The sequence below is a fragment of the Polynucleobacter sp. AP-Latsch-80-C2 genome (genome assembly GCF_018882185.1).
GTDB lineage: Bacteria > Pseudomonadota > Gammaproteobacteria > Burkholderiales > Burkholderiaceae > Polynucleobacter.
The window spans coordinates 43,541-60,731 of sequence record NZ_JACVOY010000006.1 but is presented as its reverse complement, the minus strand read 5'-3'; the positions used below and the strand labels follow the sequence as shown (position 1 = coordinate 60,731).

Below are 17,191 nucleotides of genomic sequence, written 5' to 3'. Positions count from 1 at the left end.
AGCCATCAATTATATTGTGGGCATGCTTTCAATCGTCACCTTAATCTCAGGCCGCGGATCTAATTTCGAGGCCATCGTTAAAACAGCCCAAAAAGAACAGTGGCCAGTCAAATTTGCGGGGGTGATTGCAAACCATTCTGCCGCTAAGGGCCTTGATTTTGCTCGCTCCCAGGGTATTCCGGCGTACGCCATAGAGCACAAAGAACATCCATCCCGCGAGTCCTTTGATGCGGCGCTAATCAAGCAAATTGACGAGTTAGGGGCTGATTTGGTGGTTTTGGCTGGGTTCATGAGAATCCTGACCCCAGGATTTATTCGCCATTTTGAGGGTCGTTTGATCAATATTCACCCAGCGCTCTTGCCTGCTTTCCCTGGCTTACATACCCATGAGCGGGCTTTAGAGGCTGGAGTTCAGGAACACGGCGCCACCGTGCACTTTGTTACCGAAGGTGTGGATGAAGGCCCCATTATTTTTCAGGCATCCGTTCCAGTCTTGCCAGGGGATGATGCAGATGCTCTGGCGGCACGTGTTTTGGCTGCGGAGCATCAGATTTACCCGCGGGCCGTAAAATGGTTCCTTGATGGACGATTGCGAATAGAAGGTAATCAAGTGAAGCTACAACCCCCAGAGTCGCAATTATTGAAATTATGAGTACAGAACGTCCACCCCGAAAATCTGCCAGTGGTTCACGAACCGGCAGCAGGCTAGCCCCTCATAAAAGTTACGCAGCAAAATCTAAAGATCCTTTGCGTTGTCCCGAGAGACGTAATGCTGGTGGCAACTTAATTGCTCCTGAAGGTCAAAAGAATTTTTCCAATGCAAAAGCGCTTCCCCAGCATGCGATTCATTTAGAGCGCTTGCTTCCGGAATTACTCAGTTTTGAACAGCCGGCAGATCGCGTTGTCAGTCGCTATTTTCGAGCTGAGCCTCAACTAGGAAATCGCGATCGCGCATTGATCGCAGAGAGTGCATTTGCTATCTTGCGTCGTAAAAATGAGTTCTCACAATTTGCTTCAAGCGGAGAAGGCTCTCAGGCTAGACGCTTAGCCCTATTGGGTTTGCTGTCTGCTCTCTCTGAAGGTGGGCTTGGCTCTGCCAATCGCGCTGAAAGTGCAATTGCCGATTTAGCGCATGTGCTCAAGACCGGTGAATACGAATGGTTGCAACGTTTTGCGACCGTTGATCCCACTGCTTTAAATCCTTTGGTTCGTAATAATTTGCCAGAGTGGTTGTGGGATGCATTCGGAAAATATCCCGGTGAAGAAACACGTGAAGCGTTGGCTAAATCATTGATGCATCCAGCGCTTTTGGATTTGCGTGCGAACACCATGAAAACGAATCGCGAAGAATTGCTTGCGCAGATGAATGCCTTAGGTGGACGTTATCAAGCAATTCCAACTCCTTATGCACCTGATGGTGTGCGCATCATGGGTAAGCCAGCCTTACAAAATACTGCAGGCTTTAAAGCGGGAATGTTTGAAGTCCAAGATGAAGGTAGTCAACTCTTGGCTTATTTGCTTGCGCCAAAGCGCGGTGAGATGGTGGTGGACTTTTGCGCAGGCGCTGGTGGTAAGACATTGGCGATTGGTGCCTTGATGCGCTCTACAGGCCGCTTATATGCTTTAGACACATCAGAACGTCGTTTGGCTAACTTAAAGCCAAGACAGGCCCGTAGCGGACTCTCAAACGTCCATCCTGTGTGGATCGATAGCGAGAATGACACCAAGATCAAGCGCTTGGCTGGAAAGATCGATCGCGTCCTGGTTGATGCCCCTTGTAGCGGTATGGGTACTTTGCGTCGTAATCCAGATTTGAAATGGCGTCAGACGCCCACTGGAGTGCTAGAGCTCAACGTGAAGCAAATGAATATCTTGACCTCTGCAGCCCGTTTATTAAAGCCAGGTGGTCGCTTGGTCTATGCAACCTGCAGCCTTTTGCCTCAAGAGAATCAAGGGATTGCAGAAGCTTTTCTGGCAAATCATCCTGAATTTGAGGCAGTGCCGGCAGCGGAGGTATTACAGCCCTTGTTTCCAAAAGACAAAATGCCTTTAGGTTGTAGTCCAGACAACCCATGGTGGCAGTTGTGGCCACATATTCATGGAACGGATGGCTTTTTTGGGGCGGTATTTCAAAAGAAGGCTTCCGCAAAAGCCTTAGACCCTGAAAAAGTAGGGGAAAAAGAGATCAAGGTCAAAAACAAGAAAGCACCTAAAGAACTAAAATAAGGTTTTAGACCTTTGGGGCTTCACTTTTGAATTTATCTGCAAATATCGGCTTTGATTCTTTTCTGAACTGGCTTGCCAACGGCTATTTAGATTGGTCTTGGTGGCAAATCACCATCTTCACTCTCGTGGTGACGCATATTACGATTGCAGCAGTCACCATCTTCTTGCATCGTTGCCAAGCACATCGCGCTTTGGAGCTTCACCCAATCGCTTCTCATTTTTTCCGTTTCTGGCTTTGGCTAACGACGGGCATGGTTACTAAGGAATGGGCGGCTATTCATCGCAAGCATCACGCTAAATGCGAGACCGTGGATGATCCTCATAGCCCGCAAGTACTCGGCATTAAAACGGTTTTGAGTCGTGGTGCTGAGCTTTATAAAAAAGAAGCTGCTAATCAGGAAACCTTAGATAAGTTTGGTCACGGCACTCCAGATGATTGGGTTGAGCACAATGTGTATTCCAAATTCTCTTGGCAAGGTGTTGGGCTAATGCTCATCATTGATGTGTTTTTATTCGGCGGTATTGGACTAACAGTATGGGCAGTACAAATGTTGTGGATTCCAATTACGGCCGCTGGTGTGATTAACGGGATTGGGCACTTTTGGGGTTATCGCAATTACGATTGTGAAGATGCTTCAACTAACATTGTTCCCTGGGGAATTTTAATTGGCGGCGAAGAGTTGCATAACAATCACCATACCTTTGCAACGAGCGCTAAGCTCTCTAACAAATGGTATGAGTTTGATATTGGCTGGCTCTACATTCAAATGATGAGTGCGGTAGGCTTGGCCACTGTGAAGAAGACGCCACCTAAACCGGTACTAAGCGACTTGCGCCCAGCTGATCACAATACGCTCGAAGCCATCATCGCAAACCGTTATGAAATCATGGCGCGCTACAGTAAGACCTTGCGTAACTTCTTTAGTAATGAAGTGCAGCACATGCAGGTCTTAGCGGTCCATTTGAAAGATGCCCGTACCTGGTTGGCCAAAGACGAAGCTCGCCTGACTGATATTGAGAAAGCCAAGCTTGAAGAGTTGATTGCAAGCAATGCACAGTTGCGCAAGATGATTGAAATGCGTCGTGACTTGCAAGCGATCTGGGGCCGTTCTAACTCCACAAGAGAGCAGTTGGTAACGCAGTTGCATGCATGGTGCCAACGTGCTGAAGACAGTGGCTTAACTAGCTTACGTGAGTTCTCATTACGACTGCGTCGTTACGCTTAAGTCATTGCGTAATTCGACTTAGTCTCTCGCAATTTAGAGCAAATAAAAAACCCGCTGATGTAGCGGGTTTTTTATTTGCTTGAAGTAAAGATTACTTCAGCTTTGTTTCTTTGTAAGCAACGTGCTTGCGAATGGTTGGATCGTACTTCATGATCTCCATTTTTTCAGGCTTTGTACGCTTGTTTTTTGAAGTAGTGTAGAAGTGACCAGTACCTGCTGATGACTCTAACTTGATTTTTTCTCTGCCGCCTTTAGCCATTTGTGCGCTCCTTAAATTTCGCCACGTGCACGTAGATCAGACAACACAGCATCGATGCCGTTTTTGTCGATAACGCGCAAACCAGCATTGGTTAAGCGCAAGCTAATCCAACGGTTTTCAGATTCAACCCAGAAACGACGGTTTTGCAGATTAGGCAAAAAGCGACGCTTCGTTTTATTGTTTGCATGGGAAACATTGTTGCCAACCATCGGCTTCTTCCCAGTGACTTGGCAAACTTTTGCCATGACGTGACTCCATTAATTGCGAAAAAAGAAGATTGTATCAGTCCTAGGCTATTTTGGGCTAGCTCTAATTGACTTTGCCGATGGGAATTGTTTGTCAAAATCACTCGAAAAATCCTGTACTGTCATATAAGTTAGTATTTACTCTCTTTAATGGTCAATTTTCATAAGGCCTGAGTCTGCAAATGAGAAAAAACCAGTGCCACTCACAATGCAGTGATCTAGGAGTGGAATATCGACTAATTGCAGCGCTTTTACGAGGGTCTTGGTGAGATCCTGATCCGCTTCGCTCGGTAATGGGTTGCCGCTAGGGTGGTTATGGGCCACGATCAGGGCACTGGCGTTTCTGGCTAAAGCTTCTTTGAGAATCTCCCGGGGGGTAAACCGCAGTTTGGGTAATGGACCCCCTAAAGAGCTCCTGGCACTCGATCAGATGAAAGCGGGAGTCAAGGTATAGGCACAAGAAAACCTCATGAGGGAGGGCCCCTATTTTGGCTTGCAGGAACTCTCGCACCTGGCTTGGGGAAGAAAAAATCGAATCCTGAGCAAGTCTTTCCTCAAGGCTGCGTTTAACGAGTTCATAAGCCGCCTGTATTTGGGACCATTTTGATAAACCCATTCCATGAACCTGGATAAATTCTTCTGGGCTACAGGCAAGCAGGCGGGGAAGGCTGCCAAATCGATGCAATAAATCTTCCGCCAAGGCAACGGCGCTTTTGCCCTTTACCCCAACCCTTAAAAATATTGCGAGGAGCTCGGCATCAGCCAGAGCCCTGGCTCCGTAAAGGCGTAGTTTTTCTCGAGGCTGCTCGTTCTTGGGCCAGTCGGTAATCGGAGAATGTACGCCCTTCGTAGGCCTCGATACAATTAGCTTATGACCAAGCTTACCGTTTTGCCTAACTCCTATTTGACTCTCAACTATCGGCTCACTTTGCCTAGCGGGGATGATTACATCAATACTTTTGTCGATCGTCCTGCGACGGTTCTGATGGGCTCTGGACAATTTGCTCCTTGCTTTGAAAAAGTATTGCTAGGTTTAGGTGTGGGTGAAAAAAGAAGTGCGCTTCTATCGCCAGAGGAAAGTTTTGGCGAGCGCAAAGAGGATTTGGTTCAGTGGGTTTCTTTGAAAGCGCTCAAAGAAGGTCGTGACGAAGATACGGAATTTAATCCTGGTGATGTGATTGAATTTAATGCTCCTGGCGGCGCTCAATATGCTGGCGTCTTGCAATCGATTGATGACGAGGGTGCGTGGTTTGACTTCAATCACCCCTTGGCTGGAAGGCCCGTCACTTTTGAAGCGCAAGTCGTTGCTATTCTTTAAGACATGACAAAAGAAAATATTTCTATTGGTGCTGAAATTTTGATGGCGCAACCGCGCGGCTTTTGTGCTGGCGTGGATCGGGCAATCAATATTGTGAATGAGGCTCTGACTCGATTTGGGGCGCCAATCTACGTTCGTCATGAAATTGTGCACAACGCTTATGTAGTTAATGAGTTGCGTGATCGTGGTGCGATATTTGTTGATGGCTTGCATGAAGTTCCTAAAGGCGGCATTGTGGTGTTTAGTGCCCATGGCGTATCGCAAGAGGTACGTAAAGATGCGCAAGAGCGAGGTCTGCAGGTCTATGACGCCACTTGCCCATTGGTAACCAAGGTCCATCTTGAGGTAGTCAAGATGTGTAAGGATGGTTTTACGGTACTGATGATTGGTCATGCTGGACATCCAGAGGTGGAAGGAACTATGGGGCAAGTCAAGGAAGGGGTATTCCTGGTGGAGAAAGTGGCTGACGTAGAACATTTAACCTTCCCAAGCGACAAGAAGATTGCTTTTGTTACCCAAACAACGCTTTCGGTTGATGAGACTAAAGAAATCGTCGAAGCACTAACAAAGAAATTTCCCAATATTGTTCAACCCCGTAAACAAGATATTTGCTATGCCACACAGAATCGACAAGATGCTGTGAAATTTATGGCGCCACAAGTGGAAGTGGTGATTGTGGTTGGTAGTGCTGCGAGTTCGAACTCCAATCGCCTGAGAGAACTTTCTGAAAAGTTAGGAGTTCCTTCCTACATGGTCGATGCACCGGATCAATTAAAGCCCGAGTGGTTTGTAGGGAAGAAGCGAGTGGGCTTAACTGCCGGCGCTTCTGCCCCAGAAACCCTGGCGCAATCTATCGTCGATCGAATTCAAGAATTTGGACCACGTCAGGTCCGGGCACTTCCTGGTGTTGTAGAAGATGTTACTTTTTCGTTGCCAAAAAACTTAATCGACTAAGCTTTGGTTGAATTTGAGTGCCTTAGGCTACTTGCTTGAGGAGTTCACGCAATATGCCGCACATCTGGCGAATCTCATCATCACTCACGTTTAATGCAGGCATAAAGCGCAATAAATTGGGTCTTGGTGAGTTAATGAGTAAGCCTTCTGGGGCGCGATCGCGTGCCAGCTCAACCAGTTTTCCACCAACATCTTTGCCGAGCATCAAAGCGCGTAACAAGCCTTCGCCACGCTCACCCTCAAGGCCAAATTCTGCAGATAGCGCGAGTAGCTCAGACTTGAGGAGCTCACCTTTTCTTTTGACTTCATCTAGAAAACCAGGCGCTAAGAGTTGCTCAATCACGCTAATACCAACGGCAGTCATCAATGGGTTACCGTTGTAAGTTCCGCCTTGGTCTCCAGGGACAAAGCATGCAACCGCATCAGTCGCCATGAGCGCCGCTAGGGGAACACCACCGCCGATACCTTTACCTAAGGTCATGATGTCAGGCTCGATACTGTAATGTTGATAGGCAAATAAAGTGCCAGTACGACCACAGCCAGCTTGCACTTCATCGACGATTAAGAGGATGTTGTTCTCTTTGGTGAATTTGCGCAGCTCGCGCATAAATTCAGCAGAGGCCGGAATAACGCCTCCCTCACCTTGCACAGGCTCAATCATGACGGCAACGGTTTTATCGCTGACCAATTTCTTGACTGAATCTAAATCATTTAAATCCGCTTTTGGAAATCCTGAAACCTGAGGTGCAAACATCGTATCCCAGCCAGGCTTACCTGAGGCACTCATCGTTGCCAACGTTCGACCATGAAAGCTGTGATCAAACGTAATGATTTCAAAGGCGCCAGATTTATTGAGTTGACCCCATTTGCGTGCCAATTTAATCGCACCCTCATTAGCCTCGGCACCACTATTAGCAAAAAAGACTTTGTTAAAGCAACTGTTTTTTGTGAGCAGATCCGATAGACGAATCATGGGCTCGTTATAAAAAGCCGGACTTGGATTAATCAGTTTTTTTGCTTGTGTATTTAAGGCATCAATCATGCCGGCGTTGCAATGACCCAAGCAATTGACCGCCCAACCTTGTAAGAAATCTAAATAGCGCTTGCCGTTGTTATCCGTTAACCAAGAGCCATTACCTTCAACCATGGTGACTTCTGGTCGTTGCGTAATGAACATGACTGAATGGGTGTCGATGGCTTGAGCTGGCTTATTCATGTTGGCTTGGGGTTATCAGTGCAAAAAGTGTTTCTATTATCTCGCTTTATTGGATTTAGTTTGTGGCTAAATCAGCAGCGCTCGTAAAGGAATCTGCGAAGAATTCTTCCTCGGGAAGCTCGCACTGGGATGAAAAATCCTCACGTGCTGCATTGACCATCACTGGAGCTCCACAGGCGTAGACCTGAAAGCCTTTGAGGCTAGGATGGTCTGCCATGACAGCTCGGTGCATAAAGCCAGTGCGGCCCTGCCATGCGTCTTCTGCCAAGGCATCGGAAATCACGGGGATGTATTCGAGGTTGGGAATATCTTTGGCCCAGGTCTTGCATAGGTCATCGAGATAGAGGTCGCTTGGACGACGTCCGCCCCAATACAGATGAACGGGTCTATCAATCTTCTTTGCCTGCATTTGCTCGATGATCGATTTAATGGGCGCAAAGCCAGTGCCGGCGGCAACAAAAATAATCGGTTTCTTAGAGTCTTCTCTCAAGAAAAAGCTGCCCATTGGGCCTTCAAAGCGCAGGATATCTTTTTCCTTTAATGCAGGTGTAACTGCACCAAAGACAAAGTCAGTAAAGACGCCGCCAGGTAAATGGCGAATGTGTAACTCTAGAGGACCCTCTTGCTCGGGGGCGTTAGCAATAGAGTAAGCGCGACGTTGGCCATCTTTCAAAAGGAACTCTAAATATTGACCTGCCAAAAATTGAAAGCGCTCTGCCGCAGGCAGTTGCAGTTTCAGAATGGCAACATCGTGACTTGGCATGACGATGCTATTAACTCGACAAGGCACCTTACGAGTAGCGATATCTCCAGCACCTTGAACTTCACGGGCCTCAATCAATAAATCCGATTGAGGGTGGGCGCAGCAAAATAAAGTACCGCCAGATGTTTCATCGGCACTACTGAGGGCGCTTTGACTATGCTGGCCATGGGTCACTTGACCTTCAACAATCTTGCCTTTGCAGGAGCCGCAGGCGCCATTCTTGCAGCCATAGGGTAAGTTAATTCCTTGACGTAGGGCGGCTTCCAGGAGGGTTTCGTCCTGGTTGACAGTAAATTGTTTGCCGCTCGCCTTGAGCGTGACTTGGTAAGACACTCTCATTCCTTTCAATAAATCGTTACGATGTTATCTATGCAATCTTTTGGTAAACCTCGAATCCTGATTATTGGCTGCGGCGATATTGGCCTGCGAGTTGCTAGGCAGCTTGCGCGGAGTCACCGAGTCTTTGCCTTAACTTCTTCGCAAAGTCGCTTTCAGGAGTTGAGGGAGGTTGGCGCGATCCCCATTTTTGGTAACTTGGATCAGCCTGAATCTTTATGGCGGCTGCCTGGTTTGGCACAAACCGTCATTCATTTGGCCCCACCCCAAAATCTTGGAAATCGTGATTGCCGAACCCGCAACCTTCTCCGAATTTTAGCCCAAGCCCCTGATATCGTCAGGCGGCTCATCTATATCAGCACCACCGGCGTTTATGGGGATCATGGGGGCGCTCAAGTGAGCGAGACCACTCCCGTTAAGCCCCAAAGTGAGCGGGCCCAGAGGAGGGTGGATGCGGAACGTGCACTGCGCTTATGGGCACCAGCCCATGGAGTTGCACTTACGATTCTGAGAGTTCCTGGTATTTACGCAGCTGATCGTTTGCCACTTGAGCGCCTGCACTCGAAAACGCCTGCCTTGCTTCCGGAGGAAGACGCGTATTCAAATCATATTCAGAGCGATGATCTGGCGAGATTAGTATGTGCTGCGGCGTATCACGGTAAACCACAGCGGGTGATTAATGTCTGCGATGGTGGGCAAACCAAAATGGGTGACTACTTCGATGAGGTGGCTGATGCTTTTGGCTTAGATAGGCCGCCTAGATTGCCAGCAAGCCAATTGCAAAAGATCGTGAGTCCGATGCTGTGGTCTTTTATGCGTGAATCAAGACGGGTGACGAACACCCGCTTACCTGAATTAAAAACCCCGCTGCGCTATCCCAGCGTGGCCCACTTCTTGAAAACTATTTCCAAGAATCCTTGAGTCCAACCGTGCGATTAAAGACGGGCTTGCCTGGCTTTGAATCTTTTTGATCGGCAACAAAATAACCGTGACGCTCAAATTGAAAGCGATCTTCTGCCTTTGCATCTTTCATGCAAGGCTCTAAATAAGCAGAGATAGTTTGTTTCGAGTTGGTATTAATGGCATCCAAGAAATTCTTGTCACCGCTATCTGGGTGTGGATCGGAGAAGAGGTGATCATAAAGGCGCACTTCTGCAGGAATGGCCTCAGCAGCGCTAATCCAATGAATATTGCCTTTAACCTTATAGTTGTTTGAGCCCGCCGTACCACTCTTACTATCTGGAAAATGGGTGACATTGACTTGGGTCACATTGCCATTGGTATCTGTCTCAAAGCCAGTGCACTCCACCACAAAACCATGGCGCAAACGAACACGACTACCCGGTTGATCACCGATTGGCGGATAGAGACGGAAGAAGCCTTTGACGGGCTCTTGCATAAAGTCATCCGCTTCAATCCAGAGTTCTTTGGTGAAGTTAAATTCTCGATTGCCCCATTCAGGATGTTGTGGATGGCGAGGTGCTGAGCAAGGCTCGCTGGCACCCTCATCAAAATTTTCAACGACAAGCTTGAGTGGTTTGAGTACAGCAGTAGCGCGAGGTGCTCTGGCTTCTAAATCGTCGCGCAAGGCTTGATCAAGCGTGCTCATATCAATCCAGCTGTCAGCTTTAGAGACGCCAATGCGTTCACAGAACAGACGAATACTTTCTGGGGTGTAACCACGACGACGAATGCCCACAATCGTAGGCATGCGCGGATCATCCCAGCCTTCAACATGTTTCTCTTCTACCAACTGCAAGAGCTTGCGCTTGCTGGTGATGGTGTAGGTCAGATTGAGGCGCGCGAATTCATATTGGTGCGGAACGGGGTCTTTAAAGACGCCCAACTCTTTTAGGGAATTCACAATCCAGTCATAGAGTGGACGGTTGTTTTCAAACTCCAGCGTACAAATAGAGTGAGAGACATTTTCTAGGGCATCAGAGATGCAATGGGTAAAGTCGTACAGCGGGTAAATGCACCATTTGCTCCCTGTGCGGTGGTGATCCGTATGGCGAATACGGTAAACCACGGGATCGCGCATCACGATGTTTGGATGCGCCATGTCGATCTTCAGGCGCAATACATGTTCGCCGTCTTTAAATTTGCCATCGCGCATATCGCGAAAGAGTTGCAGATTTTCTGCAGGGCTACGATTGCGGTAAGGGCTATTTTTTCCTGCTTGGCCAAAGTTGCCGCGATTGGTATGAATATCATCCGCGCTTTGACTATCGACATACGCTTTGCCGTTCTCAATCAACACTTCAGCAAAGGCATATAGTTGGTCAAAGTAGTCGCTAGCGTGATACAGATTCGTACCCCAATCAAAGCCAAGCCATTTCACAGCATCCAAAATGCTATCGGCGTACTCAATATCTTCTTTAACGGGGTTGGTGTCATCCAAACGCATATTGCAGCGCGCACCACCAGCTTGCTGGTTGTAATCAGCAGCTAAACCGAAGTTTAGGCAAATACTCTTGGCATGACCAATATGCAGATAGCCATTGGGCTCCGGTGGAAAGCGGGTGATGATCGATGGAATCGCTTGCCCAGCCAAAGTAGTACGCTGGTTAAAGGCGCCACTAGCTAAGTCATGATCAATGATCTGACGTAAAAAATTCGATGGCTCCGCAATAGGGGCGGCAGCTTTGGAGGGTTTGCTATCTTGGGACATAGCGACATTGTAGAGAAAAGCCCCAAGCCATAAAGAAAAAGCCCGCAAACTGCTGCGGGCTCGATCTGGTGAAGGTGAAAGGAATTAATCTTCTACGAAAGCTTCTTCACGGGTTTTCTTCACTGCTGGCAGTGCCACGATCACCACCAAGAGGGCTGCTGCAATCAGCAATCCCAAGGACAGTGGGCGTGTAACGAAGGTTGTGAAATCACCTCGTGACAAGAGCAAGGCACGGCGGAAGTTCTCTTCCATCATTGGTCCGAGCACGAAGCCCAACAGCAATGGAGGAGGTTCGCAACCCAGTTTGAAGAAGAGGTAACCAATGATGCCGAAGGCAGCAGTTACATAAACGTCAAACACGGTATTGTTCACGGTGTACACGCCAATACAGCAGAACACCAAAATAGCTGGGTACATAAAGCGATAAGGAATCTTCAAAAGCTTTACCCAGATACCAATCAGTGGCAAGTTCAAGAGAATCAACATCACGTTACCAATCCACATAGAAGCGATCAGACCCCAGAACAATGCTGGATTGCTGGTCATCACTTGTGGACCTGGCTGAATGTTATGAATCGTCATCGCGCCAACCATCAATGCCATCACAGCATTTGGTGGGATACCTAATGTGAGCAATGGAATGAAGGAGGTTTGTGCAGCAGCATTATTGGCTGATTCAGGACCGGCAACACCTTCAATCGCACCTTTGCCAAATTCATGGCTGTACTTGGAAGATTTTTTCTCGACTGAGTAAGCGCCGAAGGCAGCCAAGGCAGCACCACCACCTGGCAGGATGCCCAAGATGGAGCCGATAGTCGTACCGCGCAAGATGGAAGGGATCATCCGCTTGATATCTTGTTTGGTTGGGATCATGGTGGTCATCTTGTTCAAGAAGCCCTCATCTTCGCCAGTTTTTTCAAGGTTACCCATGATTTCTGCGAATCCGAATACGCCCATTGCCACTGCCACGAAGCCGATACCATCGCTGAGTTCTGGTACATCAAACGCATAGCGGGAGACGCCAGAGTTCACGTCAGTACCAATCAAGCCCATCAACAGACCCAATACGATCATGCCAATAGCTTTAACTAATGAGCCAGAAGCCAGAACGACTGCGCCGATTAAGCCTAGAACCATTAACGAGAAGTACTCAGCAGGACCAAACTTAAATGCCAACTGAGAAAGTGGAGCAGCAAAAGCAGCCAAAACTAAAGTTGCTACGCAACCCGCAAAGAATGAACCCATGCCGGCAGTAAATAAAGCAACACCCGCTCGACCGTTTCGGGCCATTTGGTAGCCGTCAATCGCCGTCACCACCGAGGACGTTTCTCCTGGGATGTTGAGCAAAATTGCCGTTGTAGAACCACCGTATTGTGAGCCGTAGTAAATACCAGCCAACATAATCAAAGCAGCAATTGGAGGCAATGCATAAGTTGCTGGCAAAAGCATCGCAATCGTTGCGATCGGGCCTAGGCCAGGAAGAACGCCGATCAAGGTGCCAAGTACGCAACCGATCAAGCAATAGAGAAGGTTTTGAAGCGTAAACGCCGTATCGAAACCGAGGGCTAAATTAGCAAATAAGTCCATTTTTTAGAGTCCCGGTTAATTATTGTTGTAAGAAGAATGGCAGCAATGGGAACTGAAGCTTCAGACCCAGAACAAATACAGAGTAGGTAAACACGATTAAGAAGGTCGCATTAACCAAGGTACCTTTCCAATGGAACTCATGGCTAGCACTTGCGGACATGAAGACCAGTACGAACACAGCCACAATAAAGCCCATCGTTGGCAATAAGATGCCATAAAGGACTACTGAGCCAGTGATCAGGCCAATAACTCTCCAGTTAAAAGGAGGGATCTTTTCAATAGCAGCTTTGGCGCTGAGTGACTTCACTAGGATTAGCAGTCCCAGGGCAGTCATTAGCAAGCCAAGCCAGAATGGAAAGTATCCAGGCCCCATTTTGGCGGGGGTACCCATTTGGTACTGGGTAGCCATATAGGTAAAAAACAGGCCTATGACCATATACATGATGCCTGCGCCAAAATCTTTCTGATTACGGATATTCAAGTTGCGCTCCTTATTTATCGACTTAATTGCCGATCTATTTATTGATGTTGTGCGATTGTAAGGCAGGATGGGGGTATCTTGTCTAGGGTTTGCCCTAGACAGGTGCCAATGCGATAATTATTGCCATGAAAGTCTCCCAAATTCGCCAGGCATACCTGGATTTCTTTGCCCAAAAAGGCCATCAAATCGTCCCTTCCAGCCCAGTGGTGCCGGGAGATGATCCAACCCTGCTGTTTACCAATGCGGGCATGAATCAGTTCAAAGACGTATTTCTGGGTTTTGACAAGCGTCCCTATAGCCGGGCCACCACTGCCCAGAAATGTATCCGTGCAGGCGGAAAACACAACGATTTGGAGAACGTGGGCTATACCGCCCGCCACCACACCTTTTTTGAGATGTTGGGTAACTTTTCCTTCGGCGATTATTTCAAAAAGGATGCCATTCAATTTGCTTGGGGTTTATTAACCCAGGTATTGAAGTTACCGAAAGAGAAATTGTTGGTAACGGTCTACGCTGAAGATGATGAGGCGTATGAGATTTGGAATAAACAAATTGGCGTGCCTGCTGAACGGATTATTCGTATCGGCGATAACAAGGGCGCGCGCTATGCTTCAGATAATTTCTGGATGATGGGTGACACAGGCCCTTGTGGCCCTTGTACAGAAATTTTTTATGATCACGGAGAGCATATTCCTGGCGGTCCTCCGGGAAGTCCTGAGGAAGATGGTGATCGCTTCATCGAAATTTGGAATAACGTTTTCATGCAGTTCAATCGCGATGAAGCTGGCAATATGCATCCGCTGCCTAAGCCAAGCGTGGATACTGGCATGGGTCTTGAGCGTATTGCAGCAGTCTTGCAACACGTTCATTCCAATTACGAAATTGATCTCTTTGTCAATTTATTGAGAGCTGCCAAAGACGCTGTAGATCAGGCTGGCGGCGAGAACTGTGATGCGCAAAGCCCATCACTCAAAGTCATTGCAGACCATATCCGTGCTTGTAGTTTTGTAGTGGTAGATGGTGTAATTCCTGGTAATGCAGGTCGCGGTTATGTCTTGCGCCGCATTGCTCGTCGTGCAATTCGTCACGGTTATAAATTAGGTGCACGCAAACCATTTTTCTATCAGTTGGTGCCTGCACTCGTAAAAGAAATGGGTGAGGCTTATCCGGAGTTGCGTGCTGCACAAGATAAAGTAAGCGATGTGCTTAAGCAAGAAGAAGAGCGTTTTTTCCAAACGATTGCTAATGGCATGGAAATCTTAGAAGGTGCTTTAGCTGGCGGTGCAAAAGTGGTGGATGGTGAGACTGCTTTCCGCTTGCACGATACTTTTGGATTCCCGCTGGATTTAACCGCTGACGTTTGTCGTGAGCGTGGCGTTACTGTCGACGCTGAAGGTTTTGAAGTGGCCATGCAAAAGCAGCGCGATCAAGCGCGTGCTGCAGGTAAATTTAAAGTTGCCCAAGGTTTGGAATATAAAGGTAAACCAACCCAGTTCCACGGCTACGACACACTGAAACACGATGGCGCAAAAGTAACCGCTTTGTATGTGGATGGCACCGAAGTGCAATCCGTGAAAGCAGGTGATGCGGCTGTAGTGGTGTTGGATAACACTCCTTTTTATGCTGAATCAGGTGGTCAGGTTGGCGATAAGGGCGAGTTACGCAATGAAACCGTTCGTTTTGGCGTGGATGACACCTTCAAGATTCAGGCGGATGTCTTTGGTCATCAAGGTGAAGTGCTTGAGGGCGAAATCAAAGTGGGCGACGCATTAACTGCCTTGGTAGATAGCGTGCAACGTATGGATACGATGCGGAATCACAGCGCAACCCATATTTTGCATAAGGCTCTTCGCGAAGTATTGGGTGACCACGTACAGCAAAAAGGTTCTTTAGTGGATGCCGGCAAAACCCGCTTCGACTTTACGCACAATGCGCCCGTGACAGCAGAGCAGATCCGCCGTATTGAAGATATTGTGAATCGCGAAGTTTTGGAAAATAGCGCGACCTCAGGCAAAGTGATGTCTTTAGAAGATGCACAAAAGACTGGCGCCATGATGCTCTTTGGAGAGAAGTATGGCGATGAAGTGCGCGTTCTAGAAATCGGTAGCTCAAAAGAATTGTGCGGCGGTACTCACGTAGCCCGCACTGGAGATATCGGCAGCTTGAAGATTACTTCCGAAAGTGGTGTGGCCGCGGGTATTCGTCGTGTTGAGGCTGTTACCGGCAATAATGCTTTGCAGTTCTTGCAAGGCCTAGAAGATAAGATCAACGAAGCTGCAGCAATTCTGAAGACCCATCCAGGAGACTTAGTCAATCGCGTTGCGCAGCTGCAAGATGCATTACGTCAGGCAGAGCGTGAGCTAGAAAAAGCAAACTCCAAATTGGCTGCTAGCCAAGGAGATGAGCTAGCTAGCCAGGCAGTCGACGTCAATGGCCTCAAGGTCTTGGCAGTGCGTTTGGATGGTGCTGACGCTCAAGTGTTGCGTGAGACCATGGATGCGCTCAAGGCTAAATTAAAGACGGCCGCAATTGTGTTGGCTTCAGTCCAAGGCGATAAGGTCAGTCTGATTGCTGGCGTGACGGCTGACTCAATTGGCAAAGTCAAAGCTGGTGATCTAGTGAACTTTGTCGCGCAACAAGTTGGCGGCAAAGGTGGTGGTAAGCCAGAGATGGCCATGGCTGGTGGTAACGACCCAAGCAAGATTGGCGCTGCATTAGCTGGCGTGAAAGATTGGGTTGCTAGGAAATGAGCGAGAACATTGTCTTTAATGCAGAAGTAGATGCTATTGGCATGAACTGCCCGCTGCCGATTTTGCGTACCAAAAAAGCTTTGGCAACGATGCAGTCTGGTGAAGTCTTAAAGATTAAGGCAACTGATGCGGGCGCTGCCCGCGACTTTCCTGCGTTTGCTAAGCAGACTGGAAATGAATTGATTGCCAGCACCACCGAAGGTGAAGTGCTGGTCTTCTACATGAAAAGACGCTAAGCAGGCTTAACGTTTTTAAGTAAGTGAACGGCTTTTTAAGTAAGCCGCAAAATCAGTCGCTACTTCTGGGTGGCGCAAAGCAAAATCCACGGACGCCTTGAGGTAGCCCAGTTTGCTACCGCAGTCATAGCGAACCCCATCGTATTCATAGCCAAACACGGGCTCTTCTTTGAGTAGGGCTGCAATCGCATCAGTCAGTTGAATTTCGCCGCCTGCACCTGGTTTTACATTGCGAATGTGATCAAAGATTCTGGATGAAAGAACGTAACGCCCCACAACTGCTAGATTTGAAGGGGCATCTGCTGGCTTTGGTTTTTCAACAATGCCATCTAAGCGATAGATCCCTTTATTCACTTCTTGGCCTGAGATGATGCCGTAAGAGCTTGATTTGGCAGGGTCAATTTTTTCAACAGCCAATACGGAGCCCTCTTGTTCTTCATGCACTTTGAGCATTTGAGAGAGCACTGGTGGTTGACCGTCCAAGAGATCATCCGCCAAGATGATTGCAAAAGGCTCGTCGCCCACTAATTTTTCTGCACATAAAACTGCATGACCTAAGCCTAGGGGCTCGGACTGTCGGATGTAGACGCAATCCACATGATCGGGTTTAACGCTGCGAACGAGCTGGAGAAGGTCCTGCTTATTTTTAGCTTCAAGCGCTGCTTCTAATTCATAGGCTTTATCAAAGTGATCTTCAATCGCGCGCTTGCTACGGCCGGTTACGAAAATCAACTCAGTAATGCCAGCGGCAATCGCTTCATCAACGGCATATTGAATTAATGGCTTATCGACGACATTGAGCATTTCTTTTGGACTTGCTTTGGTAGCAGGTAAAAAGCGGGTTCCAAATCCTGCCACTGGAAAAACAGCCTTAGTTACTTTTTTGGAGTTGAAATGTAATGGCATCGGTAATCCGTTCTGTC

16 protein-coding genes and 1 pseudogene are annotated in these 17,191 nt (G+C 48.0%); 8 read left to right on the top strand and 9 right to left on the bottom strand.

The window, feature by feature from the left end; translation table 11 throughout:
- The first annotated feature begins 22 nt into the window (after positions 1 to 22).
- From purN to ICN47_RS07995, 3 genes are read left to right on the top strand one after another with little or no spacing between them, the layout of a single operon-like run.
- Positions 23 to 652 (top strand): phosphoribosylglycinamide formyltransferase, encoded by a 630-nt coding sequence (gene purN, locus ICN47_RS08005; protein ID WP_216219413.1) that lies wholly within the window; start codon positions 23 to 25, stop codon positions 650 to 652.
- Positions 649 to 2,226 (top strand): RsmB/NOP family class I SAM-dependent RNA methyltransferase, encoded by a 1,578-nt coding sequence (locus ICN47_RS08000; protein ID WP_216219412.1) that lies wholly within the window; start codon positions 649 to 651, stop codon positions 2,224 to 2,226. The genes purN and ICN47_RS08000 overlap by 4 nt, the downstream gene beginning before the upstream one ends.
- Positions 2,227 to 2,252: 26 nt before the next feature.
- On the top strand, positions 2,253 to 3,452 hold the full coding sequence (locus tag ICN47_RS07995) for an acyl-CoA desaturase (RefSeq protein ID WP_216219411.1): 1,200 nt from the start codon (positions 2,253 to 2,255) through the stop codon (positions 3,450 to 3,452).
- 91 nt (positions 3,453 to 3,543) lie between these two features.
- Here the strand turns inward: ICN47_RS07995 and rpmG are convergent, their stop codons facing one another.
- The 3 genes and pseudogenes from rpmG to radC form a co-directional block, all read right to left on the bottom strand.
- On the bottom strand, positions 3,544 to 3,711 hold the full coding sequence (gene rpmG / locus ICN47_RS07990; protein WP_216219410.1) for a 50S ribosomal protein L33: 168 nt from the start codon (positions 3,709 to 3,711) through the stop codon (positions 3,544 to 3,546).
- An 11-nt stretch (positions 3,712 to 3,722) separates the two neighbouring features.
- Positions 3,723 to 3,956 carry a 50S ribosomal protein L28 gene (gene rpmB, locus ICN47_RS07985; protein WP_011903570.1) on the bottom strand — a complete coding sequence of 78 codons (234 nt, stop codon included), beginning with the start codon at positions 3,954 to 3,956 and terminating at the stop codon, positions 3,723 to 3,725.
- Positions 3,957 to 4,103: 147 nt separating this feature from the next.
- Positions 4,104 to 4,785, bottom strand: a pseudogene (radC, locus tag ICN47_RS12975) (DNA repair protein RadC).
- Positions 4,786 to 4,827: 42 nt separating this feature from the next.
- Here radC and ICN47_RS07975 point away from each other — a divergent pair.
- Together ICN47_RS07975 and ispH are read left to right on the top strand one after the other, a co-directional pair.
- Positions 4,828 to 5,274, top strand: coding sequence for a peptidylprolyl isomerase (locus ICN47_RS07975; RefSeq protein WP_216219409.1), 447 nt, complete (start codon positions 4,828 to 4,830; stop codon positions 5,272 to 5,274).
- 3 nt (positions 5,275 to 5,277) lie between these two features.
- Positions 5,278 to 6,228, top strand: coding sequence for a 4-hydroxy-3-methylbut-2-enyl diphosphate reductase (gene ispH / locus ICN47_RS07970; RefSeq protein ID WP_216219408.1), 951 nt, complete (start codon positions 5,278 to 5,280; stop codon positions 6,226 to 6,228).
- Positions 6,229 to 6,250: 22 nt separating this feature from the next.
- On the opposite strand, the gene ICN47_RS07965 is transcribed toward ispH, so the two are convergent.
- Together ICN47_RS07965 and ICN47_RS07960 are read right to left on the bottom strand one after the other, a co-directional pair.
- Entirely contained in the window at positions 6,251 to 7,444 is a 1,194-nt protein-coding gene (locus ICN47_RS07965; RefSeq protein WP_216219407.1) for an acetylornithine transaminase, read from the bottom strand.
- 55 nt (positions 7,445 to 7,499) lie between these two features.
- Positions 7,500 to 8,540: a 2Fe-2S iron-sulfur cluster-binding protein gene (locus tag ICN47_RS07960; RefSeq protein ID WP_216219406.1), complete on the bottom strand. Its 1,041-nt coding sequence runs from the start codon at positions 8,538 to 8,540 to the stop codon at positions 7,500 to 7,502.
- 36 nt (positions 8,541 to 8,576) lie between these two features.
- On the opposite strand from ICN47_RS07960, the gene ICN47_RS07955 reads away from it, so the two are divergent.
- A complete protein-coding gene (locus ICN47_RS07955) occupies positions 8,577 to 9,464 on the top strand; it encodes an SDR family oxidoreductase (RefSeq protein WP_216219515.1) in 888 nt (295 codons plus the stop codon).
- Here the strand turns inward: ICN47_RS07955 and ICN47_RS07950 are convergent.
- The 3 genes from ICN47_RS07950 to ICN47_RS07940 all read right to left on the bottom strand — a co-directional run bounded on the left by ICN47_RS07950 (position 9,445) and on the right by ICN47_RS07940 (position 13,282).
- Positions 9,445 to 11,214 (bottom strand): glutamine--tRNA ligase/YqeY domain fusion protein, encoded by a 1,770-nt coding sequence (locus tag ICN47_RS07950; protein ID WP_216219405.1) that lies wholly within the window; start codon positions 11,212 to 11,214, stop codon positions 9,445 to 9,447. The genes ICN47_RS07955 and ICN47_RS07950 overlap by 20 nt on opposite strands.
- Before the next feature lie 84 nt (positions 11,215 to 11,298).
- Positions 11,299 to 12,801: a tripartite tricarboxylate transporter permease gene (locus ICN47_RS07945; RefSeq protein ID WP_216219404.1), complete on the bottom strand. Its 1,503-nt coding sequence runs from the start codon at positions 12,799 to 12,801 to the stop codon at positions 11,299 to 11,301.
- 19 nt (positions 12,802 to 12,820) lie between these two features.
- Entirely contained in the window at positions 12,821 to 13,282 is a 462-nt protein-coding gene (locus tag ICN47_RS07940; RefSeq protein WP_216219403.1) for a tripartite tricarboxylate transporter TctB family protein, read from the bottom strand.
- A gap of 125 nt (positions 13,283 to 13,407) precedes the next feature.
- Between ICN47_RS07940 and alaS the strand changes: the two genes are divergently transcribed.
- Both alaS and ICN47_RS07930 read left to right on the top strand, forming a co-directional pair.
- A complete protein-coding gene (gene alaS / locus ICN47_RS07935; RefSeq protein WP_216219402.1) occupies positions 13,408 to 16,032 on the top strand; it encodes an alanine--tRNA ligase in 2,625 nt (874 codons plus the stop codon).
- Positions 16,029 to 16,268 (top strand): sulfurtransferase TusA family protein, encoded by a 240-nt coding sequence (locus ICN47_RS07930; RefSeq protein WP_216862639.1) that lies wholly within the window; start codon positions 16,029 to 16,031, stop codon positions 16,266 to 16,268. Before alaS ends, ICN47_RS07930 begins: the two co-directional genes overlap by 4 nt.
- A 15-nt stretch (positions 16,269 to 16,283) precedes the next feature.
- Here ICN47_RS07930 and galU read toward each other — a convergent pair whose 3' ends face one another.
- Entirely contained in the window at positions 16,284 to 17,174 is an 891-nt protein-coding gene (gene galU / locus ICN47_RS07925; protein WP_216219401.1) for a UTP--glucose-1-phosphate uridylyltransferase GalU, read from the bottom strand.
- Positions 17,175 to 17,191: the final 17 nt, after the last annotated feature.

What these genes read in the sequence shown, in the direction of transcription:
- purN (WP_216219413.1), top strand. Translation starts at nt 23, where the DNA reads ATGCTTTCAATCGTCACCTTAATCTCAGGCCGCGGATCTAATTTCGAG.
- ICN47_RS08000 (WP_216219412.1), top strand. Translation starts at nt 649, where the DNA reads ATGAGTACAGAACGTCCACCCCGAAAATCTGCCAGTGGTTCACGAACC.
- rpmG (WP_216219410.1), bottom strand. Translation starts at nt 3,711, where the DNA reads ATGGCTAAAGGCGGCAGAGAAAAAATCAAGTTAGAGTCATCAGCAGGT.
- rpmB (WP_011903570.1), bottom strand. Translation starts at nt 3,956, where the DNA reads ATGGCAAAAGTTTGCCAAGTCACTGGGAAGAAGCCGATGGTTGGCAAC.
- ICN47_RS07975 (WP_216219409.1), top strand. Translation starts at nt 4,828, where the DNA reads ATGACCAAGCTTACCGTTTTGCCTAACTCCTATTTGACTCTCAACTAT.
- ispH (WP_216219408.1), top strand. Translation starts at nt 5,278, where the DNA reads ATGACAAAAGAAAATATTTCTATTGGTGCTGAAATTTTGATGGCGCAA.
- ICN47_RS07965 (WP_216219407.1), bottom strand. Translation starts at nt 7,444, where the DNA reads ATGAATAAGCCAGCTCAAGCCATCGACACCCATTCAGTCATGTTCATT.
- ICN47_RS07955 (WP_216219515.1), top strand. Translation starts at nt 8,577, where the DNA reads ATGCAATCTTTTGGTAAACCTCGAATCCTGATTATTGGCTGCGGCGAT.
- ICN47_RS07950 (WP_216219405.1), bottom strand. Translation starts at nt 11,214, where the DNA reads ATGTCCCAAGATAGCAAACCCTCCAAAGCTGCCGCCCCTATTGCGGAG.
- ICN47_RS07945 (WP_216219404.1), bottom strand. Translation starts at nt 12,801, where the DNA reads ATGGACTTATTTGCTAATTTAGCCCTCGGTTTCGATACGGCGTTTACG.
- alaS (WP_216219402.1), top strand. Translation starts at nt 13,408, where the DNA reads ATGAAAGTCTCCCAAATTCGCCAGGCATACCTGGATTTCTTTGCCCAA.
- ICN47_RS07930 (WP_216862639.1), top strand. Translation starts at nt 16,029, where the DNA reads ATGAGCGAGAACATTGTCTTTAATGCAGAAGTAGATGCTATTGGCATG.
- galU (WP_216219401.1), bottom strand. Translation starts at nt 17,174, where the DNA reads ATGCCATTACATTTCAACTCCAAAAAAGTAACTAAGGCTGTTTTTCCA.